Source organism: Helicobacter zhangjianzhongii (assembly GCF_030249855.1).
Lineage (GTDB): Bacteria > Campylobacterota > Campylobacteria > Campylobacterales > Helicobacteraceae > Helicobacter_B > Helicobacter_B zhangjianzhongii.
In genome coordinates this window covers 115,933-141,947 of record NZ_JANURN010000005.1, presented here as the reverse complement: position 1 = coordinate 141,947, position 26,015 = coordinate 115,933, and the positions used below count along the sequence as shown (strand labels likewise).

The 26,015-nt window shown below is 46.1% G+C and carries 24 protein-coding genes; 1 reads left to right on the top strand and 23 read right to left on the bottom strand.

Translation table 11 applies throughout. The features are described 5' to 3' along the window. Window positions 1-148: 148 nt before the first annotated feature. From NYG90_RS06625 to NYG90_RS06595, 7 genes are all read right to left on the bottom strand, one after another. Window positions 149-358: a hypothetical protein gene (locus NYG90_RS06625; RefSeq protein ID WP_285257192.1), complete on the bottom strand. Its 210-nt coding sequence runs from the start codon at window positions 356-358 to the stop codon at window positions 149-151. Between the two features lie 45 nt (window positions 359-403). Further along, entirely contained in the window at window positions 404-1,483 is a 1,080-nt protein-coding gene (locus NYG90_RS06620) for a glycosyltransferase family 9 protein (protein ID WP_285257191.1), read from the bottom strand. Window positions 1,484-1,509: 26 nt separating this feature from the next. After that, window positions 1,510-2,457: a methylenetetrahydrofolate reductase gene (locus NYG90_RS06615; RefSeq protein ID WP_285264860.1), complete on the bottom strand. Its 948-nt coding sequence runs from the start codon at window positions 2,455-2,457 to the stop codon at window positions 1,510-1,512. Between the two features lie 58 nt (window positions 2,458-2,515). After that, window positions 2,516-4,759, bottom strand: a complete 2,244-nt coding sequence (gene metE, locus NYG90_RS06610) for a 5-methyltetrahydropteroyltriglutamate--homocysteine S-methyltransferase (protein WP_285257189.1) — start codon at window positions 4,757-4,759, stop codon at window positions 2,516-2,518. Between the two features lie 371 nt (window positions 4,760-5,130). Continuing rightward, window positions 5,131-6,258 (bottom strand): SAM-dependent methyltransferase, encoded by a 1,128-nt coding sequence (locus NYG90_RS06605; protein WP_285257188.1) that lies wholly within the window; start codon window positions 6,256-6,258, stop codon window positions 5,131-5,133. A 9-nt stretch (window positions 6,259-6,267) separates the two neighbouring features. After that, on the bottom strand, window positions 6,268-6,987 hold the full coding sequence (locus NYG90_RS06600) for a hypothetical protein (RefSeq protein WP_285264859.1): 720 nt from the start codon (window positions 6,985-6,987) through the stop codon (window positions 6,268-6,270). Between the two features lie 39 nt (window positions 6,988-7,026). After that, window positions 7,027-8,067 carry an ABC transporter permease subunit gene (locus NYG90_RS06595; protein WP_285257186.1) on the bottom strand — a complete coding sequence of 347 codons (1,041 nt, stop codon included), beginning with the start codon at window positions 8,065-8,067 and terminating at the stop codon, window positions 7,027-7,029. Between the two features lie 76 nt (window positions 8,068-8,143). Here NYG90_RS06595 and NYG90_RS06590 point away from each other — a divergent pair, with 76 nt between their 5' ends. Then, complete coding sequence (locus NYG90_RS06590) at window positions 8,144-8,314, top strand: hypothetical protein (protein ID WP_285264858.1); 171 nt, start codon at window positions 8,144-8,146, stop codon at window positions 8,312-8,314. A 202-nt stretch (window positions 8,315-8,516) separates the two neighbouring features. Here NYG90_RS06590 and NYG90_RS06585 read toward each other — a convergent pair whose 3' ends face one another. The 16 genes from NYG90_RS06585 to ccoG all read right to left on the bottom strand — a co-directional run bounded on the left by NYG90_RS06585 (window position 8,517) and on the right by ccoG (window position 25,853). Next, entirely contained in the window at window positions 8,517-9,653 is a 1,137-nt protein-coding gene (locus NYG90_RS06585; protein ID WP_285264857.1) for a hypothetical protein, read from the bottom strand. Between the two features lie 48 nt (window positions 9,654-9,701). After that, window positions 9,702-10,103, bottom strand: a complete 402-nt coding sequence (locus NYG90_RS10545) for an AtpZ/AtpI family protein (protein ID WP_350338550.1) — start codon at window positions 10,101-10,103, stop codon at window positions 9,702-9,704. Then, entirely contained in the window at window positions 10,100-11,449 is a 1,350-nt protein-coding gene (gene hemL, locus NYG90_RS06575) for a glutamate-1-semialdehyde 2,1-aminomutase (RefSeq protein ID WP_285257181.1), read from the bottom strand. Before hemL ends, NYG90_RS10545 begins: the two co-directional genes overlap by 4 nt. Window positions 11,450-11,470: 21 nt before the next feature. Then, a complete protein-coding gene (locus NYG90_RS06570; RefSeq protein ID WP_115011941.1) occupies window positions 11,471-12,598 on the bottom strand; it encodes a potassium channel family protein in 1,128 nt (375 codons plus the stop codon). Between the two features lie 17 nt (window positions 12,599-12,615). Beyond that, complete coding sequence (gene rpmB / locus NYG90_RS06565; RefSeq protein WP_023930576.1) at window positions 12,616-12,804, bottom strand: 50S ribosomal protein L28; 189 nt, start codon at window positions 12,802-12,804, stop codon at window positions 12,616-12,618. Between the two features lie 151 nt (window positions 12,805-12,955). After that, the gene (gene eutH, locus NYG90_RS06560) at window positions 12,956-14,104 is read right to left on the bottom strand and encodes an ethanolamine utilization protein EutH (protein ID WP_285264856.1); all 1,149 of its coding nucleotides are present in this window, start codon (window positions 14,102-14,104) and stop codon (window positions 12,956-12,958) included. A 9-nt stretch (window positions 14,105-14,113) separates the two neighbouring features. After that, window positions 14,114-15,148: an asparagine synthase-related protein gene (locus NYG90_RS06555; RefSeq protein WP_285264855.1), complete on the bottom strand. Its 1,035-nt coding sequence runs from the start codon at window positions 15,146-15,148 to the stop codon at window positions 14,114-14,116. After that, the gene (locus tag NYG90_RS06550) at window positions 15,093-17,426 is read right to left on the bottom strand and encodes an asparagine synthase-related protein (protein WP_285257178.1); all 2,334 of its coding nucleotides are present in this window, start codon (window positions 17,424-17,426) and stop codon (window positions 15,093-15,095) included. Before NYG90_RS06550 ends, NYG90_RS06555 begins: the two co-directional genes overlap by 56 nt. A 108-nt stretch (window positions 17,427-17,534) precedes the next feature. Next, a complete protein-coding gene (locus NYG90_RS06545) occupies window positions 17,535-18,467 on the bottom strand; it encodes a radical SAM family protein (protein WP_285264854.1) in 933 nt (310 codons plus the stop codon). Continuing rightward, window positions 18,467-18,901, bottom strand: coding sequence for an FAD synthase family protein (locus tag NYG90_RS06540; protein ID WP_285257176.1), 435 nt, complete (start codon window positions 18,899-18,901; stop codon window positions 18,467-18,469). The genes NYG90_RS06545 and NYG90_RS06540 overlap by 1 nt, the downstream gene beginning before the upstream one ends. After that, window positions 18,898-20,547 (bottom strand): hypothetical protein, encoded by a 1,650-nt coding sequence (locus NYG90_RS06535; RefSeq protein WP_285257175.1) that lies wholly within the window; start codon window positions 20,545-20,547, stop codon window positions 18,898-18,900. The genes NYG90_RS06540 and NYG90_RS06535 overlap by 4 nt, the downstream gene beginning before the upstream one ends. Then, window positions 20,492-20,968 (bottom strand): ribosome maturation factor RimP, encoded by a 477-nt coding sequence (gene rimP / locus NYG90_RS06530; RefSeq protein WP_285257174.1) that lies wholly within the window; start codon window positions 20,966-20,968, stop codon window positions 20,492-20,494. The genes NYG90_RS06535 and rimP overlap by 56 nt, the downstream gene beginning before the upstream one ends. Window positions 20,969-20,970: 2 nt before the next feature. Then, window positions 20,971-21,324: a 30S ribosome-binding factor RbfA gene (rbfA, locus tag NYG90_RS06525; RefSeq protein ID WP_285257173.1), complete on the bottom strand. Its 354-nt coding sequence runs from the start codon at window positions 21,322-21,324 to the stop codon at window positions 20,971-20,973. 63 nt (window positions 21,325-21,387) lie between these two features. Then, entirely contained in the window at window positions 21,388-24,021 is a 2,634-nt protein-coding gene (infB, locus tag NYG90_RS06520) for a translation initiation factor IF-2 (protein ID WP_285264852.1), read from the bottom strand. Then, on the bottom strand, window positions 24,014-24,250 hold the full coding sequence (locus NYG90_RS10540; protein ID WP_350338552.1) for a YlxR family protein: 237 nt from the start codon (window positions 24,248-24,250) through the stop codon (window positions 24,014-24,016). Before NYG90_RS10540 ends, infB begins: the two co-directional genes overlap by 8 nt. Before the next feature lie 193 nt (window positions 24,251-24,443). Next, window positions 24,444-25,853, bottom strand: a complete 1,410-nt coding sequence (gene ccoG / locus NYG90_RS06515) for a cytochrome c oxidase accessory protein CcoG (protein WP_285264851.1) — start codon at window positions 25,851-25,853, stop codon at window positions 24,444-24,446. Between the last annotated feature and the right edge of the window lie 162 nt (window positions 25,854-26,015).

Here is a 26,015-nt window from a genome sequence, read left to right as displayed (position 1 = left end):
TCATTGCGAGACACTTGCGAAGCGTAGCTTCTTTAGTAATCTACTCCACGCCCTCTGTCATTGCGAGCGAGTGAAACGAGTGCGGCAAAGCGCAGCTTCTTTAGTAATCCACACAATCCGCGAAAGTGGATTCTAGTATGATTATCTGCTAGCGCAGAATATGGATTGCCACGCAATCGCTATCGCGTGGGCTTGCAATGACAGAAAAAAGGGCGTTATCGCTAGAATCCACTTTTTTGGATTGCCACGACTTCCTGCGGAAGTCTCGCAATGACTTTGGGGGCGGTGCTACTAGAATCCATTTGTGAAAACACAGAATTACAAAAGTGGATTCTAGGGGGTTTGGCTTGTTTATCACCGCTATGGATACCCAAAGCTGTATCGTCCCTTTGAAAAGTGGATTCTAGTAGATCATAGGGGTGATTTCTCCTGCGCGGATCATTGCCCTAAGCATAGTGATAGTTTGTGTGATTGCCTCTTGCTCTTCTTCGGGGCTTATGTGTTTGGCTAGCGTGTGCAGAAATACATATTTTTTATTATGCGTAGCCCAGCGGCGCGTGTCGTATTCTGGATAGAGGGCGATTGTAGGGACTCTCTGGTTGCACGCTAGGTGCAGTGTGCCTGTGCTAGGGCTTATCACACAGCTAGAGTGAGCCACCCACGCTGCAAGCTGCAAGAGATCATCGCCATTGCGATAGACTATGGGCTTTATAGGTGGATTTTGTGTAAGGGGGGGGGCAGCGATATGGCTCAAATTATGATTAAAGTAGGATTCTAGGGCTTGTGTGAAGTCTCTATGCACTTTGTCAAAAGTTATCACAAGTGGGATACACTCTGGGATTTGCGCCACTGCATTTATGAGCCTAACAAAGCCCTGTTTGGTTAGCGAGTAGGGGCAGGCATTGTTGAAAGGATTTATCATTATAAGATAGCGCGGCGTGCTAGAATCCACTTTTTGCCCTGCTAGCTCTAGATAGTCTCGCACCACTTGCGCGTGGCTCTTGCTATAAGGGATCTTGCTTTGTGTGAGATCTATGCTAGGGAATCGCTCATCATAGAGCTTGGGGCTGATCCTGCGCACAAACGCTAGCAAGATCTCGCGCTCATCGTAGTTTCTATACTTTTTCCATAGATAAATCCCCACGCTCTTGCACCGCCAAGAAAATAGGCTTATAAACTTTGTCGCACAAATGATACGCTTGGCATTGGTGGAGAGTGCGAAGCGGATATGCGCACTTTTAGAGTTGGTAAGCAAGGCATAATCACAAGCATACGCATCAATAGCCTGCTTTGTGCAAGGCTCTATGGCATCGACAAAGTCGCATTCACGCAAGAGATTTTGCAAAGTCGGCTGGGCAAACACCACAAGCCTGCACGGGTAAATATACTTAATCGCATACAAACTCTCAAAGCCTATCACACACTCGCCCAAGGCATTTTGGATAAAAATCACGCCAATAGTCAAAGGCTGTTTATCTATCATTGTATCCCCTAGCTGCAAATAGCGTATTATAGTAGGATTTGTCGCGCTAGGGGGAGGTTGTTGTTTGTCATAAAGTGGAATTTATTGTGGATTTTGCGCAAGCTATAAAAAAGCTCGCGCGAGAGATCAAGCCCTACTTTTTGCTCCTCTGCTTTTGGATCGTGGCTTTTGTGTGCCTTTTCTAATCGCAAGATCCACGACTCTGGGATAAAGACCCCGGGCATTTTATCGCGCAAGAATACCGCGCTTTTATAGCTTACCACAGGGAAAAACCCCAGCACCAAAGACACTTTCGTGCCTAGCGTGCGATTGGCAGACTCTAGGCTATCTAGGAGCGTGTGGGCAGACTCTATGCTATACACAGGCTGGCTAAAAAACGCGCTAAGAGCGCAGCTAGAATCCACTTTCGTGCTTTTGATCTTTTTGATCATTTTGCTTTCAATAGTTTTGGTATTGATAGCATAGGAGTTTATGACATTGCAGTTATAAATGCGCTTTGGCGTGGATTTTAGGGTATTGCCCGTGAGATCAAGCCCTGCATTTAGAGCGTTGATGATGGCATTAAGCCTAGTGGAGTTGTCCTCAAACACGGCTTTAGAATCTGTATTGCCAAGCTTTGTAGGATCACCTGTAAGGCTCAAAAACGCCCGCAAGCCAAAGGCATTTGCCCCTAGGATTTCACCACATAGTGCAGTAGTGTTTCTATCTCTCATAGAAAGCGTGCAGATAAGTGGCGTTTGCAAAGCATTTTGCAAGGCAATGCTACTTAGCACCGATGAAGGCTTGAAGCGTGCTAGCGGAGAATCTGTGCAGACAAAGCTATCAAAAAGCGTGCAATCTCGCAGCTCATCTAAGGTGTCTTGGGCTAGCACTTGCGCACCTACAAGGGGCGTTAGCTCAAAGCTCACAAAGTCCCCACTACTCTCTAGCTTGCTAAAAGCCGCAGTAATTTTGCTATCTAGTGTCGCGCTCATAGATTCTCCTTAAGGCTTTGCCTTGCGCTTTTGCTCTAGCTTGCCTTATAGCCCTGCCCTACTGCAAAGTGTGCAGGACATTTTTTGTCGCTTTGACAAGATTGGCTAGGCTAGGCTTGACTTCTTCCCATTTGCGTGTCTTTAGCCCGCAGTCAGGGTTGATCCATAGCTGCTCTTTGGGCAGCACTTCAAGTAGCGCGCGGATCTGCCCCTCTAGCTCCTCTACACTTGGGATCCTAGGGCTATGGATATCATAGACCCCCGGTCCTATCTCGTGTGTGTAGCCCACTTCTTTAAAGACTTGTAATAATCTATTACCACTGCGAGCAGTCTCAATGCTAATCACATCAGCATCAAGGGCTTCAATGGTTTTAATAATGTCATTAAACTCGCTATAACACATATGCGTGTGGATTTGCGTGCTGGACTCTGCTATGGCAGTAGCAAGCTTGAAGCATTCTAATGCCCAGCTCTCATACTCAGCGATATTTTCAGCCCTAAGCGGATAGCCCTCTTTAAACGCCGCTTCATCAACTTGGATAATCTTTATCCCAGCTTTTTGTAAATCATCTATCTCATCGGCAATGCCTAGGGCGATCTGCTTGCATACCACAGAGCGTGGCACATCATCACGCACAAAGCTCCAATTCAAAATCGTAACCGGTCCGGTTAGCATACCTTTGACAAGCTTTGTAGTAAGGCTTTGGGCATAGGTGATCCACTCAAGTGTCATAGCCTTGGGGCGAGAGACATCGCCATAGATGATAGGGGGCTTGACACAGCGGCTACCATAGCTCTGCACCCACGCATTTTGGCTAAAGACAAAGCCCTTCATCTGCTCGCCAAAATACTCCACCATATCATTGCGCTCTGGCTCTCCATGCACAAGCACATCAAGCCCGATTTCTTCTTGGAATGCAATGCAGTCTTTGATATATGCCTTAATGCCATCATCATACTGCTCTTTGCTAATCGCGCCCTTTTTGTAGCCTAGACGCAAGGTGCGGATCTCTTGAGTTTGTGGGAAAGAGCCTATTGTCGTTGTGGCTAGATTGGGGTAAGCAAGCGCGGCTCGTTGCGCCTTTATCCGCGCCGCAAAGCTCTCATCTCGCGCGGTTTTAAGAGTGGATTCTAGGCGAGCTTTGATCGCGCTATCGTGGATTTTGCAAGAGCTTTTGCGTGCGGCAATTAGGGCTTGATTGTGCGTAAGCTTGGCGCGGGCTTCATCGCTAGGAGCTTTAAAAAGCGCGTCTAAGACCAAAAGCTCTTGCACCTTATCCAGCCCAAAGGAGAGCCAGGAAAGAATCTCGCTATCGATCTTTGTCTCCGCACTCTTGCTATAAGGCGCGTGTAAAAGCGAGCAAGAAGAAGAGATGATAACGCGCTCTTTAGGGATATGCGTGGCGATTTGCTCTAGCAGGGCAAGCTTAGATTCTAAATCAGCGATCCAAATATTGCGCCCATCAATCACCCCGGCAAAAAGCAGTTTATCACTCTTTGCCAAGGCTGGGAGGATCTGCGTATTTTTCTCCCCATAGACAAAGTCCAGCCCAAGCCCGTAGATTTTGGATTCTAGCAGGATTTCGCTAGCTTCATTGCTATGCTCAAAAAAGCTCGTAACCACCGCTTTAATGCCCTTATTTGCTATGGCATCATAAGTAGGCTTGATAAGATGATAAAACCGCTCATCAACCCCGCGCGTGAAAATCGGCTCGCTAAATTCAATTAGCACACTAGAATCCAGCTTTGCTAGCTCATCTAGCAGCGTGAAATACGCGCTTTTGACAGCGTCAAAGACTTCTGCAAACTCCCCTTGTGTGATCGTGCTTAGCGCGACAAAGGTAAAGAGCCCTACCAAGGCGATTTTAGGCTTATAGCCTAGAGCTTTGGCTTCTTTATATTGATCGATAATCGCGCTTGCATTGACTTTGTAAGTATCACTGCTACTAAGCTCTGGCACGACAAAGTGGTAGTTGGTATTAAACCACTTTGTCATCGCGCACGCTTGCCCATCTTTATGCCCTCTAGCCATAGCGAAATACCCCTCTAGCCCACTTAAATGCTGGAATCTCGCAGGCTTTGCCCCAAGTGCGTAGGCAAGATCTAGGACATTATCATAGAAGCTAAAGTCATTGACACAGACATTTTCTAGCTCCTTTTGCTCTGCCCAGTGCTTTGCTCGCAGCTCTTTGGCGACCTTTTCTAGCTCATTTTGGCTGATCTTGCCAGCCCAAAAGCTCTCTAACGCTCTTTTTAACTCTCGATTCTCTCCAATGCGTGGGAATCCAATAATTTGACTCATATCATTTCCTTTCCGTAGTTGATATAGGAGAATTATAGGCAATTTTTGATAAATACATATTGTGTTTATAGATTTTTTGCAAATTTTTTGCAAGTTTTGGTGAGATTTCGCCTAGAATCCACGCAAACAAGGGCTTTGAATCATTATCCACCAAACGATACAAAAAGTAACAAACACATATTGTGTTTATGGATTTATCCAATCTAGGGGCATAATATCGCGATAAACAAACACCATAAACCCCCAATAACCCCCTAGGATAACGCCAGACAACAAGCCACCACCAAGCACACAACCTTAGCAGAGCTACAAACCCTATCGCAAGCAACGCTACATAAGCTCCTAGAGCAGCACTCTAGCCCTACCCAACCCTAGCCGCTAAAGCACACGCCCATAAATTTCTCTCCCAAGCCCCCGCCCAGAAGCTGGCGCACGCGCAAGGCTTGGCTTTCATACTCGCTAGGATATGCTTCAAGCAAGCTTTGCAGCAGCTCTATAATGCCAAACTCCACGAGCAGGGCATTGAGCCGAGATTGGAAAAGCTTGTGCGCACCATTGCTAGCAAAGAGTCTTTCAAGTAGCGTAAAATCGACATTATAAGTGAGATCAATCTCGCCAAAAAGCAGCGAGACATCGCGCATAATCTCTGTAAAATCAAGCACCCTATGCGCCCTAAACCCCCGTAGAGAAAGCCCACCACTCCCCAAAGGCGCGTAATCAAAGCTAAGAAACCGCCAGAGCTTTGCCCGCTTAGCAAAGCTGCAAAGATCCCGCACAAAGCCCTCCCAAGCAAGCGGGATCTCCCCGGTCCTAAGCCCATACTCACGCATAAATCGCTTAACCTCTTGCACCCTTTGTGCCAAGCCGCTATGCCGCAGCGCAGCCATATCGCACCACTCTAGGCGCAGCGACCCTCTAGAATCCACCTTCCCCACCACACTAGAATCCACCTCCTCCCCCTCGCTATCCAATCCCTTAGAATCCACTTCACTAGAATCCACTTTTTGCCACTCTCCCACGCCACAGAGCATTTGCGTGCGCCCTTGAGCCTCACGCACCACCTCACACGCAAAGGCGTCAAAAAGCTCATTACTAAAGATAAACACACTCTCACCCCCACCCAATTCCACCGCATCAAAGTCGCTCACCTGCGCGATCGCACGCGTGGCTAGATTCTCCCTAGCGGCGATGCGCAAGGATTCTAGCGGCTCAATGATACTAAAGCGTGTTTGCTCCATCACCCCCACACTCAAAACGCCCAAAAAGTCATACACATCGCACATAAGCTCGCCGTGATGTGCGCCGATCTCTATGATATGTAGCGGCAGTGTGAGCTGGCTGGATTCTAGGAGCGTGATGATATGTCTTGCAAGTGCGCCGCCAAAAAGCCTAGAGACATTTACTGCGGTATAAAAGTCTTTGCCTATGTGTGCTTTGTGGTAGTAGCCATTTTGCCCATATAGCCACTGCTGCATTATCTCGCCAAAGCTATATTGCATACCAATCACTTAGAATCTATACATATACGAAAAGCCCAAGCGTAAATGCCTAGGATAGCGCGAGGTAACAAAGGTAGAATGCGTGTTTTTCACCTCTAAGTTAGCATACACCGGTATCCCAAAAAACACTTCAAAATAATGATGTCCGCGCCCTTCAAAGCCTATCCCGATCCGCGGCATAATCTCTTGCAAAAGCAATAGATCACTCTCTTTTTTGTAGTAGTAGGCAGTGTATTCTGCGCCAAAGACCGCACTCCAAGCAAAATGCTCTTTTAAGTAGAAGCTCCACTCATACCCAAGTCCCACGCCACCTTTGGCACCGCTTAGCTCAAACAAGCTAGAATCGTAGTTGTTACTAAAGGCTATTGATGAAAATCCAAAATGCACTCCATAGCGCAAAGTATGTCTAGGAGCTATGCGATATAGCCCACCCACAAGCCCTATGACACCGCCATCTTTAGCGTGGAATCGTTTGGTAAAATTGCTCGCAGAATCTTTCTCAAACAGCACGCCATCACCGCTGAAAATGCTCGCCCCTAGATACCACGCGTGCTTTTTCTTGGGCTGGATTGGGCTGGATTGGGCTGGATTGGGTGTATTGGGTGTATTGGGCTGGGAGTCTTGCTCTGCTTTAGCACACATATCATCATCACACACAGAAGTAGTCTCAATGGCAGGCTGGGCATAGCCTATAAGCAATATGCTAGCGATGAGTAAGATAATGCGCACAACAAGCCCCTATAAAAAGATATAGCATTATAACAGAATCTAGCGCGTGTCAAAGTGGATTCTAGGATCAATGAGCGTATAAGCAATATCACTCAAAATCCCAAACACAAGTGCTAGGAGTGTGAAAATATATAAACTCCCAAACACCACAGGATAATCCCTACTTAGCAAGCTCTCATAGCCCAAAAGCCCTAGCCCATCAAGGCTAAAGAGCATTTCAATCATCAAGCTCCCGCTAAGAAACATTCCTAAAAACGCGCTAGGAAATGACGCAATCACTAGCAGCATAGCATTGCGGAAAATATGCCCATAGAGTATGCGCGCTTCACTCACGCCCTTTGCCCTAGCGCACAGCACATAGGGCTTATGTAGCTCATCGATGAAAGAATGCTTGGTAAGGAAAGTAAGCCACGCTAGAGAGCCAAGTGAAAGGCATAGCACCGGCAGTGTGATATGATGCAAATAATCAAGCACCTTGCCAGCAGGGCTTAATAGCTCAAAATCATCGCTTACTAGCCCACGCAGTGGAAATATCTCCCACATACTTGCTAAAAACACTATCCCCACCACGCCAAACAAAAACGGCGGCACAGCATTGCACACCACGATGATAAATGAGCTTATGCTATCAAAGCGCGAGCCATTGTGATAGGCGTTATACACGCCAAGCGGGATAGCAAGCAGATACATAAGCAGCGTGCTAAACACCCCTAAGCTTATAGATACAGGTAGTTTCTCACAAATGATCTCCCACACAGGAGCCTTGCGGTAGTAGCTCTGCCCAAGATCAAAGACCACATAAGATCTAAGCAGCAGCACAAACCGCTCCCATAAGGGCTTATCAAAGCCGTATTGCACTCTTAGCTCTTCTATCAGCGCACTAGGCACGCCTTTGCTAGCTTTATACTCACTAGGCTTAATGCCAGCTCCAGCTTCGCTTATATGGCTAGATTCTAGCTTGCTTATCATCTGCTCCACAGGACCGCCCGGAGCTAGCTGGATAAGCAGGAAATTAAGCGTGATAATGCCAAAAAGCGTGGGGATAAGCAGCCCTAAACGCTTTGCTATGTAAATAAGCATAAGCCCCCTTTGTGCTAATGTGCAAGCTAAATGCAAGAGCGCATTATACTAGAATCCACTTTTTGACAACGATTTTTTGCCATTGCGAGAAAATCCGCAAGGATTTTCGTGGCAATCCACAAAGAAAGGCACACAAACACAAAACGCGGATTCTAGCAATCAAGCCCATTTTCTATCATTGCAAGCAAGCGCGATAGCGGTTGCGTGGCAATCCATATTTTGCGCTAGCAAAATAACCTTATACTAGAATCCACTTTTGTGTGTTGTGTGGATTACTAAAGAAGCTGCGGCTTTGCTTGCTTTGCCGTGCTAGCATAATTTCGCAATGACAGCAGCACAGCCCACACAAGCAGAAACACCGCTTACAATGACGGAAAAACTGCCATTGCAACTTGTAAGCCCAGCGACTCTCACACTCCGCACGCGTGGCTATGCCTACCGCGCTCGCACTATGGCTGCGATCGCTTGGCTCGCAGTCTCTTTATGCGATCAAGTAAATGTAGCTTAAGTAGCACCCACTTTACCGCTAGCTTTAGGGCGGTAAATAGTGGCTTGTCAGTATGGGCGATATTAAGCGACTCTAGCCACTTGCTGCGCTCCTCCCACACCGCATAATGCACCATATACAGAGGCGAAGTCGCATTGCCCAAAAAGCCATACGGAAGGCTTGAAACCTTATCTTTATGCACAAATACTAAGAGATTTTGCCGATACCACCATAGCACAGATTCTTCGCTCCAGATTCTAGGGCGCAAGCAGTCAAAGCACTCATAGCCACACTGCCTAAACAGCTCCGCCCAATACCCCGGCTCACGCTCATTGATATGACACACACCACCTTGATAAGGAATCGCGGCAGAAAATAGCACAATGTCTGCACAAGAAGTAAGGAGCTTGACAAATTTTAGCGCGTATTGCTGGTCTAAATGCTCGGCGACTTCAAAGCTTTGCGCTAGGGCAAAAGGCTTAGAAAGCATAGCTAGATCATCTGGACTAGAATCGGGGCTTTGCGCTTTTGATTCCACTTGCTCGCAGTGGGATTTTTGAGCTTGTGTCTGTTTTTTATTAACGCTTTTGGATTCTAGGATTGTGGAGCTAGAATCGGGGCTTTGCAGGCTTTCTGGTGCGACCTGCTCGCGGTGGGATTTTCGTGCTAAAAATGGGGCTTTGCAAGGCGATTCAAGGGATTTACCTTGAGTGGTAATGAGCGCAGAATCGCCGTAGCGATCGCCATTTTTAGCCGGAAAGCCTACGCGCTTAAGTTGTCCCCCCCCCCCCCCCGATTTTAGCGCGATAGCTCGCGCGAGAGTCTGCGTATAGTCCTGTGTCAAATCCACTTGCGCATACGCACTTTTAGGGATAAACCGCTCGCTATCTTCCACGGCATTGCCATCAAGCCCTGCTATAAGCACGCTAGAATCCAGCTCCTGCCATACCTTGAGCCAAGTCCCAAGCCCACAGCCCACATCGACAACACTACTAGGCTTATATGCTTGATAGACAAGCCCTAGCACCTTTTGGGCTGATTTGTAAGCCTCTTGCTGATCGCCGTAAAAGTCCTTATTGTAAGTTTGTGTCAAGTCCATAACTTCTCCTTGCAGTATAAATAGGCAAGGATTCTAGTATGAAATTGATTAAGGCTTATTGAATGATGAGTCTTCTTGCTTATGGTAGCTGTATTTGGGGTCATTTGCTAGGTCTTCTAGGGATTTTTGCGTGCGTTTATAGGCTTTGTAAATATTTAAAATCGCAGCTGCCACACCCCAAAATACCCCAACTCCTAGCCCCCACACACTACCACTAAGCTTTTGCAGCAAGATACCAATGCCAAGTCCTAGCAGCACTGCTACGACAATGGATATGCCTAGGCTTAGATCATAGGCACTATTGATGAGCTTCTGTGCTTTTGGCGTGGGTTTGTCGGTGCTTGTGCTGCTTGCTTGCTCGCTGCTAGTAGAATCCACTTTTTTTGCGTTCGCCCCGCTTTGATCGTCAAAAGTGGATTCTAGGGGGCTTGGGGTGAAATCCTTGCTCATCGCTCGCCCTTTGTGATATAGGCAAAGCTCTCGCTTGCTGCTTGCAAGGCTTCATCGATGATTTTTTCACTCATTGGCGCACAGATAAAGCCACTCTCAAACTGCGAGCAAGCCAAATACACGCCACGATACAACATCTCTTGATGAAACCGCGCAAACATCGCGCTATCAGCACATTTTGCATCATCAAAATTCCTCACAGGCTTAGAGGCAAAAAACAAGCCAAACATACTCCCACGCACTTGCGTTTGCAGTGGGATATTATGCGCCTTTGCGCAGGATTCTAGCCCTTGCGTAAATCGCCTAGCTAAAGCCTCAAGCCGCGCATATAGCCCCTTATCTTTGGCAAGCTTTTTTAATGTAGCAAGCCCAGCGGCAGTGGCGATTGGATTACCACTTAGTGTGCCTGCTTGATAGACTGCGCCTTGTGGGGATAGCATATCCATAATCTCCGCCCTACCCCCAAAGACTGCCAAAGGCATACCCCCGCCCACCACCTTGCCAAAGCACACAAGATCAGGCTCTATTGGCACGAAATGCTGCACGCCATTAAAGGCTGCGCGGTATCCGCTCATCACTTCATCAATGATTAGCACGATATTTTGCTCGCTACAAAGCTTACGCAAAGAGAGCAGAAACTCTGCCTCTGCAGGCACAAGCCCCATATTCCCCGCGATTGGCTCGATGATTATCGCGCCTACTTGCCCACTTGCTTCAATGCACTTTTGCACAGAATCTATGTCGTTATAGCGTGCTACTAGCGTGTGCTTGCTCACATCGCTTGGCACACCCGGCGAGCTAGGGCTGCCAAAGGTCGCGCACCCACTCCCAGCACTTACGAGCAGGCTATCGCTATGTCCGTGGTAGCAGCCATCAAATTTGATAATATCACTACGCCCGCTAAAAGCTCTTGCTAGGCGGATAGCACTCATTGTAGCCTCTGTCCCAGAGCTTACAAAGCGCACTTTTTCTACGCCTTCATAGCTAGCGATGATCGCCTTTGCTAGCAATGTCTCTGCTCTTGTGGGTGCGCCATAGCTTAAGCCATTTTGCACAGCTTCTTGCACCGCTTGTAGCACATCACTATCACTATGCCCTAAAATCAGCGGTCCCCAGCTCTGCACAAAGTCTATATAGCTATTGCCATCATTATCGATGAGATAGCAGCCCTGCCCTTTTTGGATAAAGATGGGCGTGCCACCCACACTTTTAAACGCCCTTACAGGAGAATTCACCCCGCCGGCGATGACTTGCTTGGCTTCATTGAAGTCGTTGATACTTGTATGTATGCGGTCTTCTTTATCGATTTGGGCTTGATTGAGTCGTGATTTTGGAAAATGCTCCATACTATCTCCTTAAAGTATTGATTAAATATAGTCGATTTCTTTGGGCTTTTTTGACTTCATAATGAGCCTACGCACATCACCTATACCCTTAGAAGTGCCGATCATTAGCAATTTACACTCACTAGAAATCACCGTATCTTCATCAGGCATTGCAAAGTATTTGCCATCTTTTTGCGTGATACCTACGATAAAGACCTTGGCAAAGTCGCGGAAATGCCCATCTTTAAGCTTTTTTAACACAAGCCACGAGTATTTAGGCACAAGCACTTCTTCTAGATCTAATCCGCTGTTGTTTTTGTAGGCAAATCGCTCTAGGAGATTTTGCATATCTGGGCGCAAAGCCATAGCACTAATGCGCTGTGCCATAAGCTTTGGCGCGGAAATCACCGTATCAGAGCCGAGTTTTTGCAGCTTCTGGACTTGCTCTTCAGAATCCGCACTTGAGATGATATACAAGGGCTTGCGCTTAAGCTCTTGGGCAAAGAGCTTGGCAGAGACGATGAGCGCGATATTGTCGGAGAGATTTTTAGAAAATGTTACAACCCCTCGTGCTGTGGATAAACGCGCCTTTAGCATAGCGGTGTTGGTATGGGGATCGCCGATGATGTAGTAGGGGTATTTATGCACCAAAGCTTGCTTCTCAAAATCCGGGCTAGAATCCACTACGACAAAGGGGATTTGTGCTTCGCGGAATTGCTTGGTTAGCTCGATGGTGTATTCATTGTGGTAGCAGATCACATAGTGATTGCGCAAGCGCGCGATATTACTTATCATCTTTTTCTCCTTTAAAAGTCCTGTCAAAACACCTGTATTTACGATACTAACGATAAACGCCACACTAAAGGCAATAATCGCCGCGCCACTTATCATCAAAAATGTTGTAAAAAGGATCGCTAATGCGCCAAACTCCTTTTCATTCAGCGCGCCAAAACCGGTGTTTGTAAAAGTATAAGAAGATTGGAAAAAAGCTTGGACGATATTGTAGTCTTCTAGGAGAAAATACCCTAGCGTGCCGACCAAGATAAAGACTTGGATCAGCACAAGCGGAAATCTAAAAGCCTTAAACTGCTCATAGAGCTGTGGGGAGAGATCAATATCTGGCTTTGATGAATTCCCCCAATGCAGAAGTTTTTTGAGTTTGCTAAGCAATGGGATCGCCTTACACGCTAGGCGTGCTTTTTCATAGTCCTTAGTGTAGAGGCGGCGACTTTCACGCGCATAGATGTGCCATCACTTAGCTTGATGCGAATGCTGCGGAGATTAGGGAGAGATCGCTTTTTAGTTTTGTTGTTTGCGTGGCTTACATTGTAGCCGACCATTGGACCCTTACCTGTGAAAAAACATTTCCTTGCCATAGTTGCTCCTTAGAAATAAATCGCTTAAATCACAAATTTCAAGCAAAATAAGTGGGGATTGTAGCACAATCTTTATATCCATAGACTTAAATTTGCCAAATATGCCACCAAAAGCGCACAAGATCTAGCATAAGCACAAGTGGCAGATGGGCTACTTCTGCCCTATGAAAAATCGCGCAAGCCACAAAGCCAGCAGCGCACCAGCAAGCTTGCCTAGCATAATTGGCACAATAAGACTAGGCTGAAAATTCGCACTAAAAGACAAATGATCGCCAATCAAAAACCCACCACACACGCTAAAAGCGACAATTTGGATTCTAGCTTTGGGCGAGAGATTAGCTAGCATAGGGTATGCAGCTAGGACATTGCTCGCACAAGCAAGTATCCCACCAAATAGCAAAGCATTGGGCTTATGCGATAGCTTTAATGCGGTGTTTAGCAGCGCACATAAAACAAATGTCCCAGATAGCACAAGCCCGGTATATCCAGCAATCTCTAAGGCTCTCATTGTATCGCTCTCATCTGCAAACACCGGATCAAAGGGAAAGCCCCCAAACACATAGCTAATCCCACCGCTAAAATGCTCTATAAGCAGCAGTGTAAGAAATACCTTGCCCCACATATCTACCACAAACCCAAGCACATAAAACCCCACAAGCATTACTTTTCTCACATAATATAGCCCCAAAGAAACCACTAGGCAAAAGACAGCAAGTGGCATAAGATTCCACACAATAAATGGCAAGCTAAAATCTAGCAAATAAGTGGGCTTTCCTTGTGTGGCGATATGATCTCGTATAAGCACAGGATCTAGCATAATAAACAAGCAAGACACAAGCACCCCAAATGGAATCCCTAAAAACCCAATCATAATCCCAAGTGCAAAATCCTTATGCGCTGCCTTTGGGATTATCCGCAAGCCCACAGGTATGCTAAAGACTATCGTAGCCCCAGCCATAAACCCAACAAACATCGCCATAGTCGCGCCCTCTAGGCTCTTTGCGCTTTGCATAGCGACTTGATAGCCGCCCATATCTATGGCAAGTATGCTTGTGATCGCTAGGCTTGGATCGATATGAGCTAGGCTATATAGCGGAGATACGATAGATTCTACCAATGATACGATATAAGGGATACTTGCAAAGATCCCAGCAATAGCTACAAAAATATGCCCTATGGCATAGAATCCATTCATATATGCTTGGGCTAGTGCGGACTCTCTAGCGATGATTGAAGCCACACAGCCGATCACCCCACAAGCAAGCACCACATAAAGCGCGATATTTCCAATCCACTCCATACAGTCACCCTAGAATCTAGGATCGTGCATATCCAAAAACTGCTCCAAGCAAAAGAGCTGCCACTTTTGATCCCCGCTTAAGCCCTTATGCGCCCCTGCTATAAACTCATCTCTACTAGGCTCATAGTCCCTAAGCCAAAACTCCACCTCTCTTGGCATAGGGATTTTATCTGGGATTGCTATGCCCTTATATCGCCTTGCAAAAAGCTCGCGCACCATATATTTTGGGCTGCCATTTCGTATCTTTTGCAAATCAAGGGGCTGCGCCATTTTCACCCTTTGGCAAGGGTCAAGATAGCCCATAGCGTTTTTCTCAAATATATGCCAATATGAAGTGCTAGACTCTATGGCAAAAATCTCATCAATAAATCGCACAAAGTCGATTTTCTCTCCCTGCCTATATGGCTCAAAGACTGCTTTAGTATCGACATATTCCTTTAGCACTCTTTTAGGGTCTAAAAATGTATATCGCTCTACAAACTCATCAAAGCCCCAATCCTTTGCCAAAAGCTTATCCATACCGCCAAAGACTAGATCAAAGCTCTCGCCTAGGCACATTGTCCTAACGCCCATAGATCTTGCTGTGCTTAAGCAAATATCAATAAGCGGCTCTATGCTATGGCAGGGCACGCCATCAAAGCTAAAAATACTAGGCAAACGCGCTAGAATCTCCTCCCAATAAATTGGCACGATGATATGCTCAAGCCCATAATGCTTAGCATAGAGCGCGGCTTGCTTTGTCTCATCAATGCTAGTAGGCAAAGCGTTGCAGCGCATTGTAAAAGCCTTAGCACCCTTAGGCAGATAGGAAGCTACCACAGCAGAGTCTATCCCCCCACTAAGCATAATGCCCGTGGTGCTAGGATCTAGCCCTTGCATTTGCTTTGCGATATAGAAGTCTAGCTCATCGACATTAGCGATAAGATCGTGCGTGAAACTTGGCGTGAAATTACGATGAGATAAATGCGGGAAGAAGTTTTTACTCTCATCAGCGATATAGCGGAAAGCTAGATAATGACTCATACAATAGGTTTTGTTGTCCATTTTTACTCCTTGTAAGTGGTTTGGGCGTTGGCTTTGCGCGAAAAAGCAGGGAGTTTGCGGCTCGCGGCGTCGATAGACCACAAGTCTTATCTCCTTGCTCGCCACTGCACAACCCTGCTTTTTCATCACAAAACAAGCGAAGCGAAGTTTCTTTAGAAATCCTGCCGCCTGCGGCTTGTTTATCAAACGCACTTTGAGCGTTTTTATCCCTAGAATCCACTTTTTTATTGTCATATTGAGCCGTAGGCGAAATATCTCCGTCATTGCGAGCAAGCGCGGTAGCGATTGCGCGGCAATCCATTTGCGTTTTTTCAAAAGTGGATTCTAGGGGGTTTGTGTTTTGGGCGTTTTTCTTAGAATCCGCTTTTTTATTGTGGATCGCCACGCCTTGCTGTCGCAAGACTCGCGATGACAATAGGGGGTTGGTGTGGCACACGGCTCGCGATGACAGAAAAGGCGCATTATGTGAAAAAGTGGATTCTAGGATTTTAGGACTAGAATCCACTTTTGAAAACGCTAAAAATGCAAGCGAGCCTGCAAAGGATTCTAGGGGTTGGGCGTTGTTTGTGATTTGTGCTTTAGTGTCGCTTTGGGATTCTAGGATTTGTGTCTTTGTTTGTGTGGATTGCCACGCCGACAAGTCGGCTCGCAATGACAGAATAGGGGAGTTGGCTTGTGATGTAAAAGTGGATTCTAGGATTTTTGAGCTAAAAACGGCGTTTTTTGGTGTAGAGCTGCTCGCGCTTGATTTACTAAAGAAACTGCGGCTGCGCCTTGTTTTGTGCTTTTGACTATCGGTATAGGATTCTAAGATTGTGGAGATAGAATCGTGGCTTTTCAAGCCGCGCAAGGAAGATAAGACTAGTGGTCTATCGACGAAGCGCGGCGATGAAATCCGCGATTCTAGCCCACAAGCTGAATCCCTTAAATATTTACCCCCCCCCCCCCCCGTTTGTCTGCGATACCCCCCAAACACCTCCACAAACGCATTAAGATTATAGATCATAAACTTTTCCCACGCATTGCAGCAGCTCAAATCATCGCTTTTAAACACACTAGAATCCACTTGTATATCAAAGGCTTTTTGCTTATCCCACAGGGCAAAAGGCACGGGGAAGCCCTTTTTCTCCCTAGTGATGATAGAGCTAGGCAGGTAAGATTTGGCGATTTTCTTTAGCAAAAACTTGCTCTCACAATGCGTATCGCTAAAGCTTTTATAGTCTTTAATCGGTATTTGCACGGGGGCTTTTGTATGCAGCTTGTAAGAAAAGGGCAGATTATTGACAAAATCAATAAGACTAGAATCCAAAAATACAAACCCATCATTAAAGCCATAAAAGCGCAGGGCATTAGCCCCTCTTTCTATAAGCCCCCTTGTGTGCAGGGCTTGGATAAAGTAGAGCATATAATCGCGCAAATCTTTTGGCGCATTGCTGCGAAATATTGGCGCGATCATAGCAGTATCATCGGCTATATATTTATCGTGGATTAGAGATCGCATAGTGGAGTATGAAAAGTAGCGATAATGCTCCAAAATATAGGCATAAAATTTCTGCGGCTCGCCCACATAGCTGGCATAGAGCATAAGATTATGCGAATACCCGCCAAAGACATCATCAGCCCCCTCGCCACACAGCACCACATCGCAGCAGTCCTTGCGCGCTTGGGCTTGTGCGTAAGCTAGAGGCAGCTCATTGGGGTGCAAGGGCGCGGCTTTTTGCTTGATAAGTGCCTTTAGCCAAGAATCATCGCCAAAAAACTCTTTATACCCAAGCGTCTTTTCATAATGCTTGGTGGCAAATTTCTTTGCCACTTTTCTTGCGTATTTAAACTCATCATCGCCATAAAATCCTATGCTATATGTGTAGATGTCTCTGTGTGGATACAATGCCCTGCACATCGCTACAATCAGCGAGCTATCTAGCCCACCGCTTAAGGCTATACCTATCCTCCTAGCATTTGCTACCTTTTTTTCAATGGCTTGTAGCAGCAAAAATTCTGCTATCACTTTGGCTTGCTGCATATTTGTGTATCTGCCCTGCCCAAAGGATAAAGTGGATTCTAGTCCTCTATATTCATCGCTTCTTTTAAAGCCTGCAAACATCGTGTGATGCAAAATTGGATAACGGAAGCTTAAAAAGCTTGTAACACCCTCTGGGCTAAAATCATCAAACCCACTCTCGCACACAGCCCTTGAGAGATCGTTAAAGCTAGATTCTAGCCCCACTTTGTAAAACTCATTCTCCAAGCCAAAAAGCCTTCTATGCTCTAGGCGCATTGATCTTGTCTCCTTTGCTCCATTGTAATTGTGATGGTTGTGATAGTTGTGGTAATTGTGTCTGCTTGATTGCTTCTAGCTGCTCTTTGCTCATTTGCACTCCGGGCGTTACCTGCACACCCTCGCTGCCATAGCAATAGTAGCACGCTGTGATAGGCTGATGATCTGTGATAAATCTCTGCAAGCTTTTGTAGGTAAAAATCGGCAAAGATTCCCCCCCCCCCCCGTTTGTCTGTATTTATCTGCGTTTGCTTCGTTTGCTTCTAGGTGGATAGTCTCAAAAGCTCTAGCCGCACTAGGGCGCACCACCACCCCATCGCCCCCACCAAGCCTAAAGCCCTGCATAATATGCGCGATCGTCCCCCTAGAGCAGCGCGTGATAAAGCCATTTTCCATAGTCAAGCACTCTTTGGCAAAGGTGCAAGAGTCAAAGACTTTTTGCATAGCTTTTGAGGGGAGTTGTTTTGTGTCTTTATCGCCACATTTACTCCACAGCCCTGCCCCACGATAAGTATTGCGCAAAATCACTGCTATGCCCCTTGCTTGCAGGACTTCTTCTAGCTTGGTGGCGGTTTTGGCATTCACTTGCCCATAGTTAGAGATACGCACGATTACTTTAGGGCTTGCAAGAAGCTCTAGCATAGAGTCTTTGGGGATTATCGTGGCATTTGTAGCGATACAAATAGAGTGGATTCTAGGGCTTTGCACAGCAAATGCTAGAATCTCCCTAGCATCTGGGTGGTAGAAAAACTCTCCACCTTGAAACTGCAAATACGCAATCTGCGCTTCTTTGATAAGCTCTTGCATATCAGCGATAATCTCTTGCGCTGGGTAAAAGGGCAGAATCTTTGATAAATACGGCGAGAAATTCGCGCAGTCTTGGCATTTTAGCGTGCAGTTTTGCCCCACGATTACGACAATATTGCTAATCACATTGACATATCTTTTCATCAATGCTTCTTTATAGGTGGATTCTGGTAGCTTGGCGATCGCCACTCTTGCTAGCTTGCTATATAGTCGTTTTGCTAATGATTTTTTCATCATTGCTCCTTTGTTTGAGATTCATTGCGCAATTGCACTAAGACACTATTGAGTAGCGTAGAGCTTGTGCCTTGCGTATAGGGGAAATACACAATCCTAACGCCCCTTTTAGCAAACTCTGCTTCTATACTCTGCCATTTTGGCGTGGCAAACCAATCATCACCCACAAACATCACATCAAACTTCAAGCGATCGTGCATAGCAAGCTTATCCATACTATCTTGCGGGATCACCGCATCGACAAAGCGGACAGAGCGCACGATCTCCATTCTCTCGGTAAATGGGATCACAGAACGCTTGTTTTTGTAGCTCACAAGCTCATCTGTGGTAACGCCCACAATGAGCTTATCGCACATTGATTTGGCATTGCGCAAGAGATTCAAATGCCCTATGTGAAATAAATCATACACGCCTGTGGTATAGCCTATTATCATCGTTTGATCCTTATGTATTGTGGTGGTAAGTCTGTGGGACATAAAGCACTCTCTAAGTGTTTAAAATCCTTATCTAGTGCTTTTGCTTGGGGGCTAGTTTGGCTCATATCGCTAAGGATACTATCTCGTATAATGGCACTAGCCCCACCTTTGGGGAAGTAGAAATTCTGCTGCAAAATCCAATCGCGCGAGATGATCTTTGGCATAAAGGCTTGCTGTAAATTAGCGCATAGATCGCGCAGGACTTGTAGTAATTCTTGCTTGCTTGTAGCGATAAACACGCCTTGTGCCACGCGCAACGCCCACGCGCAAATCTCTGCCATATCATCGCCTTGCGTATAAATCGTAGGCTTGCCGCTAAGAAAGGCATAAATAAGCATAGAGCTTGTATCGCTGATGATAATATCACTATCGCTAAAAGACTCCATAATGCTTGGGCGAGTATCCCAGAATCCATATTTTTCAACGCAATCTTTTATGCCCTGCCATTGCTGCTTGGATAGAAGATTGGATTCTACTAGGTGGTCATACATATTGGGGTGAGGGCGGAAATGCAGGCGGAAATGCCCTTGCTTGGCTGCTTCAATAAGCGGCTCAATATAGCGCGAAAAAGTCGAATGCGTATCTTGCGCCGCCCATCTAGGCACATACAGCACGCGCAGAGGCTTGGCGTGAGGCTTGTGGCTTGCTAGGGATATAAGGCGTTCAAAATACGCACTGCCAGAAAGCATTATGCGCAGCAAGCTTTTGGCTCCTTGCTTAGAGGCACTAAGCTTGGCGTGGAAAGGTGTGGGCGCAAAGTAATAATCATAGAAGCGCAGCAATCTATAATCATACGCGCTAATCTCATCAAAAGAAGAAAACATATACACACCATACTCGATATAGCACAGCTTAGAAATTTGGGCTATGCGTGGATTGCTCCAAGCTGCAGGGCGAAGCGAGTCATAAGGGCGCGTGGTGAAGCAATAATGCGCAGCCAAATCTTGCGGCGTGATGGGGGCATTTAGCGCGGTATCAAAGCCTATGAGACAAAGGGGCTTAGAGTTTGTAGCAAGGGTGGATTCTAGCCATTGCGCAAGCTTGGTAGCGTGCAAAGACTTGGCACGCGCCAAACTAGAATCCAAATCACTAGAATCTAGAATATCTTGCACCAAGATAGCTTGAGTCTGCACTTTTTGCGCGAAGCTCTGTGTGGATAAGCTTGCATTAAGATCATAAAACGCGCTAGATTCTACCCTAGAAGGCATAGCAAGCACGATGACTTCAAAGGCAGGATCGCCACTTAGGACTAATGCTAGAGGCTCTAACGCCTCCCAGCTATTGCCCCAATCATTGTAGAAAAGCACGCGGATTTTTCGTGCTTGTGTGGCGTGGGGCGAGCTGGGCAAATGGGATAAATGGGATAAGCGCGGCAAGAATGCAAGCGGTGGGGCGACTTTACGCGCAAGATAGATCCGCTCAAACGCCCTATCCGCGCGATATTTATAGAGATATGTGGATAGGGATTTTCTTATAGGGGGGGGGCAGCACACCTTGAGACAGGATTTCAGGGCTTTTTTAGCTTGTGTGCAGAGAGATTTCATAGCATTACCACTCAAATATTGTTTTAGCGCGTTTGATTGCAGCGTAGGGGATAAAGCCATTAGAATCTAAAGCACTTACACCATCCAAATCCCTAGAATCCATCTTTGCTACATCAAGCCAAACTCCACTATCGCTAACTTTCACCAGCACACCCACAATCTCCTGCTTATCAAGCAGTCTAATTTGCACCATCTCCCCACAAGAGAGCATAAAATGCCTAGGATTTTTCAGCACGCGCTCAATACCCGGCGAGCTTACTTCTAGCGTGTAGGCATCTTTAATCACATCTTTTACATCAAGAAATGGTGAGATAGATTGCGATACAAGCTCACAATCATCAAGACTCACCCCCCCATCTTTAATAATACTTATGCGCAAAATCTGTGCTTCATTTTCTCTAAGCACGCTCACATCATAGAGTATGCAGCCGCAAGACTCTACAATCTCCTCTAGCTCTGCCATTATAGAATCCACCCACATTATCACGCCTTTTTCTCCGCCTCATTCTCTTGGGCTATGCTTTGAAATATCCGCTCTAGGCTCTGCGCCCTAGCCATACTCTCATCGACCACAAACTCTAGCTTCGGGCATTTATACCACCCGCTATTGCTTAGCACATACTCGCGTAAAATCCCACTTGCCTTGCGCAATGCCTTTAGCACCATAGCCCTATCTTCACTATCTGTATGGATAAAAACTTGGGCGTTATATTTACCCCTAGAGCAAATCACATCAGTAATGCTTACACTACTAATCCTACTATCTTCTAAGCTGCTTAGTGCCTCTATTAAAAGCTCCTTTAGCAGGCTTTGCGTGCGCTCTAAATGCACCGACATCATACACTCCTAGAATCCTTAGTTTTGTATTTTCATTGCTTGATTTTTGGGCTTGATTTGGGGCTAGATTGTTTGTGCCTTTTGCACTTCGATAAAAGACTCAAACACATCGCCCACTCTAACATCATTGTAATTTTCTAGCATAATCCCACATTCATAGCCCTTGGCGACTTCTTTGGCGTCATCTTTAAACCGCTTTAAGCTTGCCACACTGCCTGTGTGGATCACCACGCCATCGCGGATTAGGCGGATTTTCACTCCGCGCAAAATCTTGCCATCTGTTACCATACACCCAGCGATTGTGCCGACTTTTGCAATGGTAAATATATCGCGCACTTCTGCTTGCCCTGTGTCTTCTTCTTGGATAAGTGGGGACATAAGCCCAGAGATTAGAGCCTTGACATCATCGATCACATCATAAATCACAGAATAAGTTTTGATCTCCACGCCAGATTCTTTAGCTTTAGTTTTGACAATCCCTGTGGGTCGCAGCCCAAAGCCTAGGATCATACTATTGGCACTAGCAGCAGCTAAAGCCACATCACTCTCGCTAATCCCCCCTACCCCAGAGCCTACAACACTTACTTTCACTTCATTATTGCTAAGTTTTTGCAAGCTCTGCGTGATTGCTTCAAGGCTACCTTGTGTATCGGCTTTGATGATAAGCGGGATATTTTTAAGCTGTCCTTGTGCGACCATTTCACTAAGCTCATCAAAAGAGACCTTCGTGGATTTGCTTAACTCTTTTTGCCGTAGATATGTAGCTAGCTTCTGGGCTTTCTCCCTTGCTTGACTATCACTCTCTACCACATAGAGCATACTCCCAGCACTTGGCACTTCAGATAGCCCAGCGATAGATGCTACACTTGAAGGTGTAAGCTCTTTAACCTCTCTGCCCATATCATCAACCATAGATCGCACGCGCCCATACGCCGTGCCAGCATAGATTGGATCACCTACTTTGAGCGTGCCTTGCTTGATGATGATAGTCGCCACAGGTCCCCTGCCCTTTTGCATACTGCCCTCTAGCACCACACCTTGCGCGCTTGTCTTTGGGCAAGCCTTTAGCTCTAGCACTTCAGCGTGGAGCAAAATCGTCTCAAGCAGCACATCAATGCCATCTCCGCTTTTTGCCGAAATAGGGATAAACTCATACTCCCCACCCCAATCATTGGGGACAAAGCCAAGCTCCGCGCACTCGGATTTTAGCTTATCGGGATTGGCACTTTCTTTGTCCATTTTATTCATAGCGATGATGATTTGCACATTCGCCGCTTTGGCGTGGTTTAGAGCTTCAATCGTTTGCTGCTTGACACCATCATCTGCAGCAATCACAATGATAGCAATATCTGTAACCTGCGCCCCACGGCTACGCATTTCACTAAATGCTTCGTGCCCGGGCGTATCGATAAAGCTAATAAACTTGCCATTTTTCTCCACCATATATGCACCGATATGCTGTGTGATCCCCCCTGCCTCACCGCTAGCTACGCGAGATTCTCGAATCCTATCAAGCAAAGAGGTCTTGCCGTGATCGACATGCCCCATAATCGTTACTACAGGTGGTCGCTCTGCTAAGTCTTTTTCATCAAGCAATATTTCTTGCACTTCTTGCTCTTGAGCTTGGATAGAGATAGAGATTTGAAACTCTTCTGCAAGGATCTCTATGGCATCTTTATCTAAAAAGTCATTTTTGGTTACCATAAGTCCTAGCCCAAAAAGCACTTTAATCACCTCTGTAAGCGGTCTACCGGCAGATTCTGCGAACTCATACACGCGAATTTCTTCTGGGATTGTGATCGCACTTTGAGCTACCTTGCTTGTATCTACCTGCTGTCTTTGGGGCTTTTTACGCCGCGATCGGCTAATGGAGCGATGCTCATTTAGCCACGGATTTTTGCGCTGGATTTTTACACGATCTGTGATAGCTTGACGCTCTTGGTTTTCCTTATCTTCATCGACAATCTCACGCTCACTAAAATCAAAAAGCATAATTTCATCTTGCTCTTCATCATAATCGCTTCTATGCGTGCCAAAGTCTCTATCAAGCAGCTCGATTTTCTGCTCATTACCCCTGTGCGCTACCGCGGCTTTTTTGGGAGACTTTTTAGACTTCCTAGCTCTAATTGGCTCATCTATGTCTTGATCTTGCCCCATAAGCTCTTGGATAGAGGGGGCATAGGTCTGAGACTTCTTGCTTGATGTATCTTGGCTGGCGGCTGGGCTAGCGGTCTTTTTCACAATGCGGATACCAATGTTGCGCTGGGCAAGGGTAGAATCCTTTTTAAACTCTACTTCTTGCTTTGGCTCTTGTGGGGCATTTTGCTCTGTGGTGGCTTGTGTAGGTGGGGATTTTTTAGATGATTTGATTTCTTTGACATCATTAGGCGTATCGGGAGATTCTTTGGGCTTGGGGCTTTTCTTGGCTGCTGGCTTATCTGTCTTGGTGGTTTTGGTAGCAGTCTTTGTAGTTTTAGTGGCTTTAGTGCTAGATTTTGCTGCTTTGGGCTTGGGTGGAGAGGGCATTTTATTGACACCTGTTGTAACAAACTCTGCAAGAATCTCTGCGGTTTTCACATCGACTGAGCTAGTCGTGTTTTTGACATCAAGCCCAAGCTCCTTAGCCTTCTCAAAGACTTCCTTAGGTGTCCTTGCAATATCTGCTGCAATATCTATAATCTTTACCTTATCACTCATACTTTGCCATCTCCTGGATTATTTGTAAGCTTTGGGGTGTATCTTTGATCGCACTAAATCGGCTAAGGGCTTTTAGCACTCGCTTTTCACATACCGCACAAGACCTACACACATAAAAACTCCTACCACACCTAGTCGCGTATGTAAAGCCGCTAGCCACAAGCCCATCGCGCACACAAAATCGAAGCAAAACACTCTGAGCTAAGCGAGAGCGACAGACCACGCACATACGAGTAGGCTTATAGCAAGATGTGCTAGACATACAACCTCTATTTGCATTTAGTGTGGCGCATTCTAGCTAATTTTTCTTAAAAATCCCATAGTGAAGTATGCTAACACGAATCAAGCTGTAAGCAAGGTGCAGGTGCAGCTTCTTCAAAAAGTGATCCACAAGCAAAAGTGGATTCTAGAGACAGGAGCGATCATCGCTCCTTGCGCAATTCTTTTGCCGATGGATAAACAAAAAATGTCTTGCGCTCTACTTGGATACTCTCATCATCAACCGCATAGGCGCGTATCTTGATATTTTGCAGCAAGTCCTTGTCCTCCAATGCAGAATCCAGCGGGTTTTGCGCCCTAATCGTTACGACAAGCTTGCGCTTATTGCCCTCTTTGACTACCACTGGCTCACGCGGCGAGATGATCTGCAAGCCATCATCGCCTAGAATCTCAAAAGTAAAGCTATGTGCCTTAGAGTCGGTATTTTGCACCAAAAATGTATAGTCATTATCCACCGCACCGCTCTTGCGTATGGAGTAGGCTTGGGTATTTCTATCGATATTTAGCAGCATACTCTCCTTGCCACTTCCTACAACAAGCAAGATAGAGAAAATGACCGCCAGCACCGCCACATAGCCGATCGTTTTTGCCCTCACATATCGCACCTTTGATTGCGAGCTTACCGCATTTGGCGAGCTCCATTGCACAAGCGAAGGGCGATTGTAATGCGCCATTACAGAGGTGCAGGCATCGACACATTCAAGGCAGTTGATACACTCTAGCTGCATACCTTTTCTAATGTCTATGTGCGTTGGGCATACTTTCACGCAAGCCACGCAGTTTGTGCATTCATTGGCAACATTTTGCTTCTTAGGTGCTAAGGGGTTTTTGCTCCCATCTGGCGCATACACAGCCCCACCGCGCTTGGGATCGTAGATCGCTATAATCGTGTCATTATCATAAAGCACACTTTGCACGCGTGCATACGGACACACATAAACACAAAAATTCTCCGCCAAAAGCGTTACATCAAAGAGCAAAAATAGCGCGATCCCCAGCCAGAATCCTAACAAGATTTTGTGATTTAGTGGATCACTCACATAGGCAAAAAAATCACTCGGCGGCACGAAAAACCACAAGAAATTCGCCGCTGCAAGCAGTGCTATCACAGCAAATATAGCCATAGCCAAAAGCTTCTTAAGCTTTGTGCTAAAGAGCGTGAAATCGGGCTTTTTTTGCTTGTTGTCAATGCGCTTGCGTAAGCCTAGTAGCTTTGTCTCAATCCCATCGCGATAAATCACACGGAACATCGTCTGCGGACAGCCCCAGCCGCACCACACGCGCCCCCCTAATGTCGTCATAAAAAATATCCCCACAAAGAGCATTATCAATAAAAATGGCATTAGATACAGCTCTTGGACACTAAAGACAACTCCTAGCAAATGCAGCTCTTTATGATCAAATGAGAGCAAAAAGATTTGATTGCCATTGATTTGGATAAATGGCAATGACAAAGCGATGATCGCCACACAGACATAAATCGCATATCGCCTAAAACGATAGGGTAACCCACGCTTATGCGTAGGATTTTGCACAGAATCAGTAGTTTGCATTATCTCTCCTTGACAAAACTTCCCAAATCACGATAACCAAGGCTAATGTAGCCATAATGACAGCCAAACAGCCAAATGACAGCCGAGCGAGATATGGATAGCCTTGATTCCCAAAAATTATAATATCTTAATAAAAAAAGTCAATGTAAAATCCTAAAAATA